Annotated in this window: 11 protein-coding genes and 1 riboswitch; of the genes, 5 read left to right on the forward strand and 6 right to left on the reverse strand. The window is 53.5% G+C overall.

Annotated elements, in window-relative coordinates; all coding sequences use genetic code 11:
- Window positions 1-47: 47 nt before the first annotated feature.
- The 4 genes from EJL02_RS00840 to EJL02_RS00855 all read right to left on the reverse strand — a co-directional run bounded on the left by EJL02_RS00840 (window position 48) and on the right by EJL02_RS00855 (window position 5,651).
- Entirely contained in the window at window positions 48-1,610 is a 1,563-nt protein-coding gene (locus EJL02_RS00840; RefSeq protein ID WP_125114528.1) for an oligosaccharide flippase family protein, read from the reverse strand.
- Between the two features lie 94 nt (window positions 1,611-1,704).
- Window positions 1,705-2,847: a tRNA guanosine(34) transglycosylase Tgt gene (tgt, locus tag EJL02_RS00845; RefSeq protein ID WP_125114529.1), complete on the reverse strand. Its 1,143-nt coding sequence runs from the start codon at window positions 2,845-2,847 to the stop codon at window positions 1,705-1,707.
- 33 nt (window positions 2,848-2,880) lie between these two features.
- Complete coding sequence (gene queA / locus EJL02_RS00850; protein ID WP_125115023.1) at window positions 2,881-3,906, reverse strand: tRNA preQ1(34) S-adenosylmethionine ribosyltransferase-isomerase QueA; 1,026 nt, start codon at window positions 3,904-3,906, stop codon at window positions 2,881-2,883.
- Window positions 3,907-3,968: 62 nt separating this feature from the next.
- Window positions 3,969-5,651, reverse strand: coding sequence for a SpoIID/LytB domain-containing protein (locus tag EJL02_RS00855; protein ID WP_125114530.1), 1,683 nt, complete (start codon window positions 5,649-5,651; stop codon window positions 3,969-3,971).
- Between the two features lie 81 nt (window positions 5,652-5,732).
- A riboswitch (Lysine riboswitch) is annotated at window positions 5,733-5,914 on the forward strand.
- A gap of 134 nt (window positions 5,915-6,048) precedes the next feature.
- Between EJL02_RS00855 and asd the strand changes: the two genes are divergently transcribed.
- The 3 genes from asd to dapB are packed head-to-tail and all read left to right on the forward strand — an operon-like array spanning window position 6,049 to window position 8,832.
- Window positions 6,049-7,131, forward strand: coding sequence for an aspartate-semialdehyde dehydrogenase (asd, locus tag EJL02_RS00860; RefSeq protein ID WP_125114531.1), 1,083 nt, complete (start codon window positions 6,049-6,051; stop codon window positions 7,129-7,131).
- 14 nt (window positions 7,132-7,145) lie between these two features.
- Window positions 7,146-8,036, forward strand: a complete 891-nt coding sequence (dapA, locus tag EJL02_RS00865; protein WP_125114532.1) for a 4-hydroxy-tetrahydrodipicolinate synthase — start codon at window positions 7,146-7,148, stop codon at window positions 8,034-8,036.
- Between the two features lie 28 nt (window positions 8,037-8,064).
- Window positions 8,065-8,832, forward strand: coding sequence for a 4-hydroxy-tetrahydrodipicolinate reductase (dapB, locus tag EJL02_RS00870; RefSeq protein ID WP_125114533.1), 768 nt, complete (start codon window positions 8,065-8,067; stop codon window positions 8,830-8,832).
- 44 nt (window positions 8,833-8,876) lie between these two features.
- Here the strand turns inward: dapB and EJL02_RS00875 are convergent, their stop codons facing one another.
- A complete protein-coding gene (locus tag EJL02_RS00875; protein WP_125114534.1) occupies window positions 8,877-9,902 on the reverse strand; it encodes a tyrosine recombinase XerC in 1,026 nt (341 codons plus the stop codon).
- 132 nt (window positions 9,903-10,034) lie between these two features.
- Here EJL02_RS00875 and EJL02_RS00880 point away from each other — a divergent pair, with 132 nt between their 5' ends.
- Both EJL02_RS00880 and EJL02_RS00885 read left to right on the forward strand, forming a co-directional pair.
- Window positions 10,035-10,559, forward strand: coding sequence for an O-acetyl-ADP-ribose deacetylase (locus EJL02_RS00880; RefSeq protein WP_125114535.1), 525 nt, complete (start codon window positions 10,035-10,037; stop codon window positions 10,557-10,559).
- Window positions 10,552-11,550 carry a helix-turn-helix transcriptional regulator gene (locus EJL02_RS00885; RefSeq protein ID WP_125114536.1) on the forward strand — a complete coding sequence of 333 codons (999 nt, stop codon included), beginning with the start codon at window positions 10,552-10,554 and terminating at the stop codon, window positions 11,548-11,550. Before EJL02_RS00880 ends, EJL02_RS00885 begins: the two co-directional genes overlap by 8 nt.
- Window positions 11,551-11,778: 228 nt before the next feature.
- Here EJL02_RS00885 and EJL02_RS00890 read toward each other — a convergent pair whose 3' ends face one another.
- A complete protein-coding gene (locus tag EJL02_RS00890; RefSeq protein WP_125114537.1) occupies window positions 11,779-14,151 on the reverse strand; it encodes a homocysteine S-methyltransferase family protein in 2,373 nt (790 codons plus the stop codon).
- Window position 14,152: the final 1 nt, after the last annotated feature.

Genomic DNA, 14,152 nt, shown 5'->3' on the forward strand with positions numbered 1-14,152 from the left:
CTATTGTGTGTTTATCTTATCTGTTTCCCACCTGTTTGTCAAGCGGTTTACCAGAGATGCATCTGCGGCAGCGTGGGTTTTTCCATCCGTTTGGACAGATAATACAGCAGACGAATCCCCATCAGACGCAGCACGAGCACATACAAGATGCCTGCACCGACCGTCGTACATGCAAGCGCGGAAAGCTCGGAAGCGAACATCTGTGAAAAAAATTGAAAGAAAATGCGCGTCCAGAAAAACAATGCGGCTCCGCACAGCATCGGAACGCCGAATCGGCGCATCAGCCGCAGAGAAAAGCCCACTTTTCGGTGAAGAAGAATAAAATCCAACAGAAAAGCGACCGATTCGGTCAGTAACATGGCAATCAGATATCCGTATATCCCAAGGGACGGATTGGCACACCACCAATACATCAGAACCACCTGACACAGTTCGGACCCAACCGAAATCAGCACATTCCAATGCTGCAACCCCAACGCGTTGAGCAGACTGCCGGACGCCATCTGATAATAGCAAACCGCGGCCGCGGCGCCCAGCATGCAAACATACGGCGTACTGAGCGATTGCCCGAAAAACAATATGCTCAGTTTTGGCGCGATCGGAATAAGAACCGCCGTTGCCGGCACACCGATTAGCCCTACGGTCGTAATGGCTCTGCCGACCAAGACACGCACTCGTTTATCATTACCGGTTGCCTGCGCGCCGGTGACCGCCGGGAGCAGCGCGGTGCAGACTGAACTGACCAGTGCAATCGGCAAAAGCAGCAGCGGCATCGCCATTCCGGAAAGCACGCCCAGCGCAGACAGCGCCTGCTCATAACTCAACCCGGCAACCATCAGCCGTTTTGGCAGCAGAATCGAACCGGCCGATCCGATCACATTGCCCAGCAGCGCAGATGCGGAAACCGGCAGCGCAATAAAGAAAAACTGACGCACGGTCTCGCGTTCCAGCGGCGTATATTTGACGCCGCGCACCTTCCAGTTTCGGAACAACAGGCTTAAAAAAGCCGCGCTGAATATTTCGCTGACGACCATACCGGCAAAAATCAGCATGGCGATGGTGCCGTAATCGTCGCCCTGATATTGATACAGCAAAAACCAAACCGTTCCGATGCGGATCAGCTGTTCGCAAACCTCGGATGTTGCTGCATACTGCATGCGCTCCAGCCCGATAAAGAGCGACTTGAAAATATTCTCCACACCGGTCAGTGCCAAACAGAGCAGCATAAAGGGAAAAGCGCGCGCACATCGGATATCGCCCAAAATATCGGACGCAATCCAATGCCCGCCCAGCAGCAGCCCTGCGCCGCAAAACAGGCAGGCCGAAAAGAATACCCAAAAGGCAAGGCGCAGGATGGCGCCAATCTTACGCCGCTCGCCTCTGGCTTCGCTTGCCGCACTCAGCCTGGAACATGCCATCGTGACGCCCGACAGGCACCCGGCATTGCACACCAGATAAACCGAGTTGACCAGCCGGTAAACGCCAAGGCCTTCTGCGCCGGCATAATGGCTGAGCAGCACACGATAGAGAAAGCCAAGGGCCTGCAAGGCAATGTTGCCGCATGCAAGCACACCCGCCGCGTATAAAATGGTTTTTTTCTCAATTCGCACGGCAAAACCCCATTTCAAAACAAGGTATGCGGCGAAAAAAAGGAATATGTATGGCAAAAGCCGGATTTCAAATGAAATCCGGCTTGCATTTTGGTTAAATTCGTTTGCTCATTTTGTCACTGTATTCCGCACGGAATGCCGCGAAGGTGCCGTTGTCCAGCGCATCGCGGATCTCCTGCATCAGATGGTTATAGAACCACAGATTATGCATGACGAGCAGCCGCTGGGACAGCATTTCCCCACTCTTGAGCAGATGGCGCAGATAAGCGCGCGAGAACTTGCGGCAGGTCGGGCACTGGCAGCCTTCTTCAATCGGGCGGTCATCCGTCTGATACTTGGCGTTCATAATATTGAGAATGCCGTTGTGCGTGAACAGATGCCCGTGCCGCGCGTTGCGCGTCGGCATAACGCAGTCGAAAAAGTCAATGCCACGGGCAACGCCCTCAATGATGTTGGACGGGGTTCCGACGCCCATCAGATAACGCGGCTTGTTCACTGGTGCGTGCGGCAGCACCACATCCAGAATATGATACATCACTTCTGTGCTTTCTCCCACGGCCAGACCGCCAATGGCATAACCGGGCAGATCGAGCTCCGCGATCTGCTCCATGTGCTCGATGCGCAGATCGTCATAGGTGCCACCCTGATTGATGCCGAACAGCATCTGATGCGGGTTGATGGTGTCCGACAAGCTGTTCAGTCGATCAAGTTCCGCCTTGCAGCGTTTGAGCCAGCGCGTTGTGCGGTCGATTGAATTTTTGACATATTCCCGCGGCGCCGGGTTTTCAATGCACTCATCAAACGCCATGGCGATATCCGAACCCAGATTGGACTGGATGCGCATGCTCTCCTCCGGCCCCATGAAGATTTTGCGGCCGTCCACATGGGAATGGAAAGTGACGCCTTCTTCCTTGATCTTGCGCAGCGTTGCCAGCGAAAACACCTGAAATCCACCGGAGTCGGTCAGCATAGGGCCGTCCCACCGCATGAATTTATGCAATCCGCCCATTTGCTTGACGATCTGGTCACCCGGACGCACATGCAGATGATAGGTATTGGAGAGTTCGATCTGGCAGCCGAGTTCTTTTAAGTCGAACGCATCCACCGCGCCTTTGATCGCGCCGGCGGTGCCGACATTCTGAAACACCGGCGTCTGCACGGTGCCATGTGCCGTACAGAATACACCTCTTCTGGCGTTTCCTTCGGTTTTTAACAGCTCAAAAGTTCCGATTTGCATAATTCCCTCTTTGTTGTTGTGATATTACTTCGGTTAATAAAGCAGCATGGAGTCGCCAAAGGAGAAAAAGCGGTATTCCTCTTCGATCGCCTGGCGATAGGCTTCCATGACCATTTCGCGCGTTGCAAAGGCAGAAATCAGCATCATAAGCGTGGATTCCGGCAGATGGAAGTTGGTGACCAGATGATCGATCGCTTTGAAATGATACCCCGGATAAATGAAAATATCTGTCCAGCCGGACTGCGGCCGCACCATGCCGTTCTCATCTGCAATGGTTTCCAGCGTGCGGCATGCCGTCGTGCCGACCGCCCAGATCTTGCCGCCAGCCTTGCGGGTGCTGTTGATTTGTTCTGCGGTTTCCTCGTCCATGATATAATATTCCGAGTGCATCACATGATCGGTGATTTCATCTTCCTTGACCGGACGGAAGGTGCCAAGGCCGACATGCAGCGTGACAAACGCCAATTTGACACCTTTTTCCCGCAGCTTGTCCAGCAGATCAGGGGTAAAGTGCAGTCCCGCCGTCGGCGCCGCCGCCGAACCCGGAGTTTTGGAGTATACCGTTTGATATCGCTCGGGATCGTCCAGTTTTTCCTTGATATAAGGCGGCAGCGGCATCGTGCCGAGCTTGTCGAGAATTTCCAGAAAAATACCGTCATAGTGGAAACGGATCAGACGGTTGCCGTCCGGCTGCACCGACTCCACCGTCGCGGTTAGCAGGCCGTCGCCGAAAATCAGTTCTACCCCTTCGCGCGTTTTGCGGCCCGGACGGGTCAGACATTCCCACAGTCCATCGCCCTTATCCGTCAGCAGCAGCACCTCGATCGGCGTGGTCTTGCCAACCGCATGGCCCATCAGACGTGCCGGAATGACGCGGGAGTTGTTGAACACCATACAGTCGCCCAGCTGCACATATTCCAGCAGGTCGCGAAAATGGCGGTGTGTGACCGAGCCGTCTGCGCGGTCCAGCACCAGCAGACGCGACGCATCCCGCTGCTCCAGCGGATGCTGAGCGATCAAACGCTCGGGCAAATCAAAGTAAAAATCGCTTTTTTTCATTGCAAAAGCATGGGCGCTCACAAGGAGCACCCATGCCATACGCCTCCTTTATGGTTGGATCATCAGCCGGCAATCGAAATGCCGGTATAATAGAATTTCAGGATCTCTTCATAGCTGAAGCCCTGCTGTGCCATTGCATAGGCACCCCACTGGCTCATGCCGACACTGTGTCCCCAGCCCGAGCCGGTAAACGTGTAGCTGACGGGCGGAACCGTGGTATCTGGCGTAGACGGGCCTTCGGGGTCAGTGGATGCAGACGAACCGGACGAAATCAAAACGGTTTTGTTGGCATCATCATAATCCACATCAAAGCCGAGGGCCGCGCCGACGTCGCGCAGTTTATAGTAGTTATTGTCATTGACAAGATAACCGGTCAGGGAAACCGTTTTCCCATCCAGCACAATGGAAGAGCTGGACGGAATGCAGTTTTTGATCTGCGAGGAAACCGATCCCGTCATTTCGCCGCCGACCGACTGATACGCCTTGCCGCTTTCCAACAGAATGCGATTGTTTTCGGAATCCCAGGTCACATTGAACTGGCTGTCCGTTCCGTTCAGTATGTAAGCAATGTCGCGCAGCTTATAGTAATTGTTATCCTGGATATTATACCCCTGCGGCGCGACCGCCTTGCCGTCCAGCGTCACCTTATGGGTAGACGGGCTGATTTTCAGGCTGGCACTCTGCGGCAGCGAAGCCGATACAGACTTGGCCGCATTGGGCGTAATGGTATAGCGGATGCTGTTCAGGCCGAACACCGTGCGGACCTTATCACGCTGGATCGTGACGGTCTTGCCATCCGTATCCGTTACGGTAACTTCGTTGACGTTATCCGTATCCGTGCGCTTGGTCACTTCCACATTGGCAACCGTACCGATCGAATATCCTGCATTGAGCAGTTTCTGCCGCACTTCATTTGCTGTCAGAGTGACGCTCCAGGAGCTGTCATAGGTTTCGTACGGGTCTACCTTGCCCTGCAAATACGGATAATCGCCGCCCCATACATTGACAGCGTCTTCCGTTGCGCCACCGTCCGACGAGAAGAAGTAGCCGATTACCAGCTCACCGTTATAGGACAGATATTCACCGCGGGTCGCTTCGACCGCAGCATCGGAGGCAGCCGTTGCAAGGTTGGCGCCAAGATACACCTGACAATTGGTGGTGTTGCAAAGGTCGTAGCCTTCGCTGGTGTGCTTATGCGTGCCGAGCGCAAAGGAACGGGCGCACACTGCCTGTGCCTTCTGCGCTTCTGCCGGCCAGCTGGCGCTAATCTCATACGGCAGAACGCCCTTCACATAATCTTCCAAACCAACATAATTTATAACAGTCAGATTGTTGCCGGAGGCACGGCGGTATACAAAATTGCCATACCACTTATACCCTTTGAACCAGGTCAGAGCGCTGTTGGGCCGAATCGCCAGATGATCCGCGCCCTGTGCCGAGGTATACAGCACTTTTCCCGTTGCGGTATCACTTACCTGAAAAGCATCGTTTACCAGCTGAATAGTCAGCTGCGAAGAAGATACCGTTGTCGAGCCTGTGAACGTGGTCCCCTGCATCTGGCCGATTGCATAGCCGGTCGGTTCACCGGATACGTTTTCCAGCTTGGGATCTGCAAAACTGCTCGCACCGTTGATCGTCAAGCCAACCCGGAGTGTAACATTGGTATCGACTGCGGAAGCCGGAACAGCGCACAGACCGCCAATTGAGATAATCATACAAAGCAATAAGGAAACGATCCTTTTCATTGTTTCAACTCCTTTTAATTTTTTGTGCGTTCTATTGACAAATAAATTGCCTTACCTTACAATAAGAACGAAAAGTACATTTTCACAGATAGAGGCGCGGTTTTCATCAGTATCGTCTGGGAGGGTCCGTAAACCCGTTAAGCAGCCGAGAAAGGGTCTTCCGCCGAAGCCGGTTCTTGTTGCGGCAAGGCCGTGCTGGACGTTCCGGAGAATATCCCTGCGTCTGTCATCAGCAGAAATGCCGGTGGAGAGCTATTCTGTTTAGAAAGTCGTGGCCCGTCCACTCTTTCTATTATAGTATAGATCATACCGGTTTTTCAACCGGTATTTTTCTTTGTTTCCCCTGTGTGGCAAAAAATCAACATGTTAGTAAATCTTTTGGAAGGATTTGATCAAAATGAATCACTACAAAGTAGGTATTGTCGGTGCAACCGGCATGGTGGGACAGCGCTTTTCGCTGCTTCTGGAAAACCATCCCTGGTTCGAAGTGGTAGCGCTTGCCGCTTCCGCGCGCAACCGCGGCAAAACCTACGCCGAAGCCTGTGAAGGCCGCTGGAAGATGACTGTTCCGATGCCGGAAAAGTTCAAGGACATGGTTATGTACGACGCGACGGCGGATGCAGAGGAAATTGCCTCCAAGGTTGATTTTATTTTCTGCGCAGTGGACATGAAAAAGGATGAAATCCGCGCGCTGGAAGAAAAATATGCAAAGCTGGAATGCCCGGTATGCTCCAACAATTCCGCGCACCGCATGACGCCCGATGTGCCGATGATCATTCCGGAAATCAACGCGGATCACGCCAAGATCATTCCCGCGCAGCGCAAGCGTCTTGGCACCAAGCGCGGCTTCATTGCCGTCAAATCCAACTGCTCGATCCAAAGCTATGTCCCGGCACTGTCCGCACTGATGGATTTTGAACCGACCGAAGTTGCGGTCTGCACCTATCAGGCGATTTCCGGTGCTGGCAAAACCTTTGAGACTTGGCCCGAAATGGTGGATAACGTCATCCCCTACATCGGCGGCGAAGAAGAGAAGAGCGAAAAGGAACCGATGAAGGTTTGGGGCCACATTGAGGGCGACCACATTGAACCTGCCACCACTCCGGTTATTACGGCACAGTGCCTGCGCGTGGCCTGCTCGGATGGCCATATGGCTGCGGCATTTGTCAAGTTCAAGAACAAGCCCACCAAGGAGGAGATGATCGCGCGCTGGCGCAGCTATAAGGGCCGCGCACAGGAGCTCAACCTCCCCTCTGCCCCGGAACATTTCCTGACCTATTTTGAAGAAGACAATCGTCCGCAGACCCGCCTCGACCGCGATCTGGAAGGCGGTATGGGTGTTTCGATCGGCCGTCTGCGTGAGGATGCTCTGTATGATTACAAGTTTGTCAGCCTGTCGCACAACACCCTGCGCGGTGCAGCCGGCGGCGCCGTCCTGATGGCGGAACTGCTGTGTGCCGAAGGCTATATGGACCGCTAAAGGAGGCAGCTTAAATGAAGAACCCTGTTTTCACCGGCGCTGGCGTTGCCATTATCACTCCGTTCAAGTCCACCGGCGAAGTAAACTATGAAGAATTTGGTCGCATTGTGGATTATCAGATCGCGCACGGCACGGATGCCATCATTGTTTGCGGCACGACCGGCGAGTCCTCTACTCTGCACGACAAGGAGCACCGCGAAGCGATTGCATGGTGCTGCGAATACGTCAACCACCGCGTCCCCGTTGTGGCCGGTGTTGGCTCGAACGATACCGATTATGCCATTCAGCTGACTAAGTTTGCCAAAGAATGCGGTGCAGACGCTGGTCTTTCGGTCACGCCGTATTATAACAAGACTTCTCAGCGCGGCCTGATCGCGCACTACACCGCAATTGCGGACAGCTGCGATCTGCCGATCATCCTGTATAACGTCCCCAGCCGCACCGGCGTCTGCTTCACCGCAGACACCCTTTACGAGCTGTCCAAGCATCCGAACATCAATGGCTTGAAGGCGGCTTCCGGCAACTTCAGCCTGATTGCTTCTGTAATGGCAAAGTGCGGCGACAATCTGAATGTCTGGTCCGGCAACGACGACCAGATCGTACCGCTCATGGCATTGGGCGGCAAGGGTGTCATTTCGGTGCTTTCCAATGTCGCACCGCAGGAAACCCACGATCTGACCCAGCTTTGTCTGGAAAATCGTTATCCGGAAGCTGCAAAGATGCAGTTTGCGTATCACGATCTGATCGACGCCCTGTTCTGCGAAGTCAATCCCATCCCGGTCAAAAAGGCGATGGAAATCCTCGGCTGGAACGTCGGTGCGCTGCGCCTGCCGTTGGTCGAGCCGACCGAAGAACATATCGCCCTGATCCGCAAGGAACTCGCGGCGGCTGGCTGCAAGATCTGAACAGGCATTTAAAAGGAGTTTTAAAAAGATGTTGAAAATTGCACTTTCCGGCTGCAACGGTCGGATGGGCCATGTCATCACCGATATTGTGGGTCAGAAAAAGGATATGGAGATTGTCGCCGGCTTTGATATCAATACCGAAAAGCAGGCTGATTTTCCGGTTTATGCCGATCCGTTTGAATTCAAAGGCGAATGCGACGTCATCATTGACTTTTCCAATGCATCGAGCACGGAACACCTGCTCGCCTATTGCGAGCAGCATCATACGCCGATTGTCATCTGTACAACCGGACACTCGGCGGAACAGCTGCAAAATATCCGTGCGGCATCGGCAAAATTCCCTGTCTTCCGTTCTGGCAACATGTCCATCGGCATCAACCTGCTGATGGATCTGCTTCGCAAATCCGCATCGGTACTCGGAGAGAACTATGATGTGGAAATCATCGAAAAGCATCATAATCAGAAGTTGGATGCACCGTCCGGTACTGCGCTGATGCTTGCGGATGCAGTAGCAGACGCTCTCCCCTATGACGCAGAGTATGTCTATGATCGCCATGAGCGCCGCGAAAAGCGCCCTGCGCATGAGATCGGCATTTCCGCGATCCGCGGCGGCACGATCGTCGGTGAGCACAGTGTTATGTTCTGTGGCCGGGATGAGATCATTGAAATCAAGCACACTGCACTTTCGCGTGAAGTATTTGCGGTTGGCGCGGTAGATGCGGCTGCTTTCATGGCCGGCTGTACACAGCCCGGCATGTATGACATGAGTGATGTCATTGCCGCACACGGCAATTAACTTAAATCAAAAAAGCTGCACTGCCTTTTGGCAGTGCAGCTTTTTTATTGTTGTTTACTTTCCTGTGGTTTTACCGATGCCAATGGGTTTTTGGCCGCAGCTTCCCGCAGGCTGCTATCCTCAATATGCGTATAGATCATCGTCGTATTGACACTGGTGTGTCCCAGAATATTTTGCAAGGTACGAATATCTACGCCGTTTTGATACATCAGAGTTGCGGCTGTATGACGAAGCTTATGTGCAGAATATTTCTGCGTATCCAAACCGGCCTGCTCCAAATGTTTTTTGACCAGCCACTTGACCGTCTGCACATTGATCCGATTGTGATTCCGGCTGATAAACAGCGCGTTTTTGTCACGCTCGTGCGGTGTCAACCGTTTGGGCAAATAGTTTTCCAGCGCCAGTTTACAGGCCTCATTGAGATATACTGTGCGCTCTTTGTTGCCCTTGCCGAGTACTCGTACGGTATCACCCTGAAAATCGGTCAGATTGAGGCCGACCAATTCGGAAACACGCAGACCACAATTCAGGAACAACGTCAGGATACAGAAATCCCGTTCCGCATATTCTCCTTGCACAGACTGCAGCAAGCGTACGCTGTCGTCTGTTGTTAGATACACGGGCAGAGTTTTACGGATCGTAGGAGATTCCAGATTACTGACCGGGTTATTGTCCAACACATGCCGCTTATCCGTCAGATATCGGAAAAATGCGCGGATTGCAGAAACTTTTCGTGCGCGGGATGTGCCGCTTAGACCATAATCCGTAAACGCGCTGTTTTGCTGCGTCGGTCTTTCACCGGACATATACTCCAGATAATCATAGGCATCCGAAAGCGTAACCTGCGATAAAAAGTCGACATCAATATCATCGATCGGAATCTGGTCCATCGGCATATCCTTTGATACCAGCCCCTTATTATGTTTGAGAACACGAAAGAACAGCCGAAGATCCAGATAATATTCATGTGCTGTTTTCGCGGATTTTCCTTGGATGGTGGAGATATAGGTCAAAAAATCTCTGAGTACACGAGGCGCATCCGCCGCATATTGCGACATTGGTTTGTCCATTGCGCAGCCTCCTTTGCGTGACTTTTATTCTATTTTTATTATAACGTATCGTTTCAAAACCGTCAAACTTGCTTTATCCTCACCACGGATGTATAATAAGTCCAATAAATCACCCTGAAAGAAGGCATGTTTATGGAACGGCTGCAAATCATCCAAGGCGACATCACCAAATGCCAAACGGACGCGATTGTCAATGCTGCGAACACCTCTCTGCTGGGCGGCGGCGGTGTGGACGGCGCGATTCATCGTGCCGCGGGGCCGGAACTTCTGGCAGAGTGCCGCACGCTTGGCGGCTGTCCCACCGGCGAAGCCAAGGCAACCAAAGCGTACCGGCTGCCCTGCCGGTATGTCATCCATACGCCGGGACCTATCTGGCGCGGCGGCAAAGCGAACGAAGATCAACTTCTGGCTTCCTGCTATCGCAATTGCCTTGCACAGGCATCCGCACTCGGGTGCAAGACCGTTGCATTCCCTTCGATCAGCACTGGCGTCTACCATTTTCCGCTGCAAAGAGCGGCACACATTGCCATTCAGACCATTTCGGAGTATCTGCAAGCTCATTCAGACATCCAAGTCGTGACCATGGTCTGCTTTGACGGTGCTTCTCTAGCTGCGTATCAGCAGGCGCTTGCAGAATGGGAGCAGCAGCATGGCTAAAAATCCAAATCAAAAGCTGAAGCTGTTGTACCTTTATCAAATTCTTCTCAAAAAGACGGATGAAGAGCATAAACTGAGCATGGAGGAACTGCTGCGCGCCTTGGCTCGCTGCGGGATCGAAGCAGAACGGAAAAGCATTTATTCAGATATCGCGGCGCTGCAGGATTTTGGATTGGATGTGATGCTGCAGCGCGGACCGGGCGGCGGATATTACGTTGCCTCCCGCGATTTTGAGCTGCCGGAGCTCAAACTTCTGGTGGATGCGATCCAGTGCTCGCGTTTTATCACGGAAAAAAAGTCCGGCGAACTGATTCGAAAAATCGAATCGCTGGCAAGCGAGCCGCAGGCACGGGTATTGCAGCGGCAGGTTTATATCGCCGACCGGATCAAAACCATGAACGAGAGCATCTACTACAATATTGATACCCTGCATGCTGCGATCTCGGCCGGTGTACAGATCACGTTTCAGTATTTTGAGTGGACGCTGGATTTCTCTTCTCAGCAGCGGATTCAAAAGCGATACCGCCGCGATGGCGCGTTCTATCAGGTCAGCCCATGGGCGTTGACCTGGGATGACGAAAACTACTATATGATTGCCTACGAGCAGGCTTCGGATTCCATCCGGCATTACCGCGTGGATAAAATGGAACACATCGCATTGACTGAGCAAGCGCGTGAAGGACAGCGTTTGTTCCACGACCGTTTCAATCTGGCAGACTACTCCCGCAAGGTGTTCGGTATGTTTTCCGGTGAGGAAAAAACTGTGCGTCTGCGGTGCGAGAACCGGTTTATTGGAGTATTGCGGGATCGTTTTGGAGCAGATCTTATGGTGCAGCCCGTAGACGACACGCATTTTGCAGTCAATGTGACGGTTGCCGTCAGTCCACAGTTTTTTTCCTGGGTGTTCGGCCTTGGCGGCGGCGTGCAGATCGTGGAACCGCTGGATGTGCGCGAGCAATTCCAACAGCAACTGCATCAGCTTCTTGAATGAGTCCGTTTTATGGTACTCCTTCTTTGGTACACTAAGTACATCAAAGGAAAGGAGAACCGCAAATGGATTACTCGATGGAATATGTAAACGGACACATTGAAGTGTATGATGAAAACGGCGTGTTTCTGTTTTCCGCCGACAGCAAGCAGGAAGCGCTCAGCGAACTGGCTGCGGCATAAGTGGATGAAATCAACAGGGCTGCGGGAGAATCCCCGCAGCCCTGCTTTTTTAATTTCCGAAAACCTGATCGGCAAAGTGTACCGTTGCCATGGCGTCCCGCGCATAGCAATCCGCACCGATCGAGTCTGCATACTCCTGCGTCAACACCGCACCGCCGACTACGATCTTCGTATCTGGTTTTTCCGCACGAAGCAGACGGATGGTCTGTTCCATGCTGACGACAGTGGTCGTCATCAGCGCACTCAGTCCAACCAGCTGGATGTTCTCCCGCTTCGCTGTATGCACGATCAGCGACGGATCTACGTCCTTTCCAAGGTCGATGACCTGATATCCGTAATTCTCCAGCAGCACTTTTACGATATTCTTGCCGATATCATGGATATCGCCTTTGACCGTCGCCAGAATGATCTTTCCACGGCTTTGCTGCGGCGCACCACGCATGGCGTCTTTCACGACCTCAAACGCAGCTTTGGCCGCTTCCGCGCTCATGAGCAGCTGCGGCAGGAAAATGGTTCCCCTCTCAAAGCCCTTGCCCACGCGATCCAGTGCAGGAATCAGCTCGGTATTGACGATTTCAAGCGGCGCAGTATGCCCAAGCGCTTCACGGGTCGCCTGTGCTGCACGTTCACTGAGGCCACGCTCAATACTCTCCCCCAGCGTCATTGCCGCGCCAGCAGAGGTATTTTGCGGAATTGCCGCAGGCTGGTTGCCGTAAGCTGCGATATACTCGCTGCACTGTGCATCCTGATTGGTCAGCGCCAAAAATGCGCGGTACGAGCGCATCATGGCCTCGGTGTTAGGATTGATGATCGCACAGGACAGGCCATTTTGCAGCGCCATGGTGAAGAAGTTGGCGTTGATGATCTCGCGCTGCGGCAAGCCGAACGAGATGTTGGACACACCCAAAATCGTATGACCACCCAGCTCATCACGCACACGGCGCAGCGTTTCCAAGGTCACCAATGCCGAACCACTGTCCGACGAAATGGTCATTGCAAGGCCGTCAATCACAATGTCATCGCGCGAGATGCCGTATGCCGCTGCGGTGTCATAGATTTTCCGGGCAATCTGCACACGGCCTTCTGCCGTGTTCGGAATCCCGTTTTCATCCAGCGTCAAGCCGACCACCACGCCGCCATACTTCTGCACCAGCGGGAATACGGCGCGCATGCTTTCCATCTTGCCGCTGACCGAGTTGATCATTGGTTTGCCGTTGTACAGCCGCATACCCCGCTCCATCGCTTCTGTGTTGGAGGTATCAATTTGCAGCGGCAGCGCGAGTACACTTTGCAGACGCGACACAACGGTTTCCATCATCTTGGGTTCATCAATTTCGGGCAGGCCGACATTGACATCCAGAATATGTGCACCGCTGTCCTCCTGCGTAAGCCCTTCGGACAGGATATATTCAATATTATTTTCGCGCAGCGCCGCTTTGAATTTGCTCTTACCGGTCGGATTGATGCGTTCACCGATAATCACCGGCTTTTTCCCGATCTCCACAGCCTGCGAGAAAGACGATACCACCGTGCGATGCTTCGGGGTAACGGGCGCAACTGGCTTTGCCTTGCAGGCTTCGATCATGCGGCGAATATGATCCGGTGTTGTACCGCAGCACCCGCCCAACACCTGCACGCCCATATCTGCGATTTCCGCCATGAGCTGTGCGAAAGCATCTGCATCGATATCAAAGACGGTTTTGCCGTTTTCACTGCGCGGCAGGCCGGCGTTGGGATTGACAATGATCGGCAGCGAGCTGACCTGCGTTAAACGCTGTACGATCGGTTTCATTTGCTCCGGTCCCAGACCGCAGTTGACGCCGAGCGCGTCCACACGCAGTCCTTCGAGCATCGCGACAACCGAATCCACGGTGCCGCCGGTGAGCATTTTGCCGTTTTCATCAAAGATCATCGTGGCAAACACCGGCAGATCGCAGTTTTCCTTCGCCGCGAGCACCGCAGCTTTGGCTTCGTAGCTGTCGCTCATGGTTTCGATCAGCACCAGATCCGCGCCCGCAGCGGCGCCGATGCGAACCACCTCGCCAAACAGCTCCACCGCGCGTTCAAACGGCAAATCGCCCATCGGTTGGAGCAGACGGCCGGTCGGTCCGATATCCAGCGCAATATAAGCATCGCTTCGACCGGACAGCGCCCGCGCTTTTTTTGCATGCATGACCGCGGCTTCCACGATCTCCCGCAGGTTGTCCGGATATTTGAGCGCATTGGCGCCGAACGTATTCGTATTGATGATATCGCTTCCGGCCTCAAGATAGCCGCAGTGCAGCGATACAATCTCCTCCGGATGCGTCAGATTCCATGTTTCCGGCAGCTCGCCTGCCGCAAGGCCGCGCTCCTGCAGGATCGTGCCGGTGCCGCCGTCAAAAAATAGCCATTCCCGGCCCAGTTTTTCCAATAGATTCATT

Origin of the sequence: Agathobaculum sp. Marseille-P7918, from assembly GCF_900625105.1 — a bacterium.
Taxonomy (GTDB): Bacteria; Bacillota; Clostridia; order Oscillospirales; family Butyricicoccaceae; genus Agathobaculum.

Bases quoted from the DNA above. Each gene is read 5' to 3' on its own strand.
- queA (WP_125115023.1), bottom strand. From the start codon at position 3,906: ATGAAAAAAAGCGATTTTTACTTTGATTTGCCCGAGCGTTTGATCGCT.
- EJL02_RS00885 (WP_125114536.1), top strand. From the start codon at position 10,552: ATGGCTAAAAATCCAAATCAAAAGCTGAAGCTGTTGTACCTTTATCAA.
- EJL02_RS00890 (WP_125114537.1), bottom strand. From the start codon at position 14,151: ATGAATCTATTGGAAAAACTGGGCCGGGAATGGCTATTTTTTGACGGC.
- dapB (WP_125114533.1), top strand. From the start codon at position 8,065: ATGTTGAAAATTGCACTTTCCGGCTGCAACGGTCGGATGGGCCATGTC.
- EJL02_RS00880 (WP_125114535.1), top strand. From the start codon at position 10,035: ATGGAACGGCTGCAAATCATCCAAGGCGACATCACCAAATGCCAAACG.
- EJL02_RS00855 (WP_125114530.1), bottom strand. From the start codon at position 5,651: ATGAAAAGGATCGTTTCCTTATTGCTTTGTATGATTATCTCAATTGGC.
- tgt (WP_125114529.1), bottom strand. From the start codon at position 2,847: ATGCAAATCGGAACTTTTGAGCTGTTAAAAACCGAAGGAAACGCCAGA.
- dapA (WP_125114532.1), top strand. From the start codon at position 7,146: ATGAAGAACCCTGTTTTCACCGGCGCTGGCGTTGCCATTATCACTCCG.
- asd (WP_125114531.1), top strand. From the start codon at position 6,049: ATGAATCACTACAAAGTAGGTATTGTCGGTGCAACCGGCATGGTGGGA.
- EJL02_RS00875 (WP_125114534.1), bottom strand. From the start codon at position 9,902: ATGGACAAACCAATGTCGCAATATGCGGCGGATGCGCCTCGTGTACTC.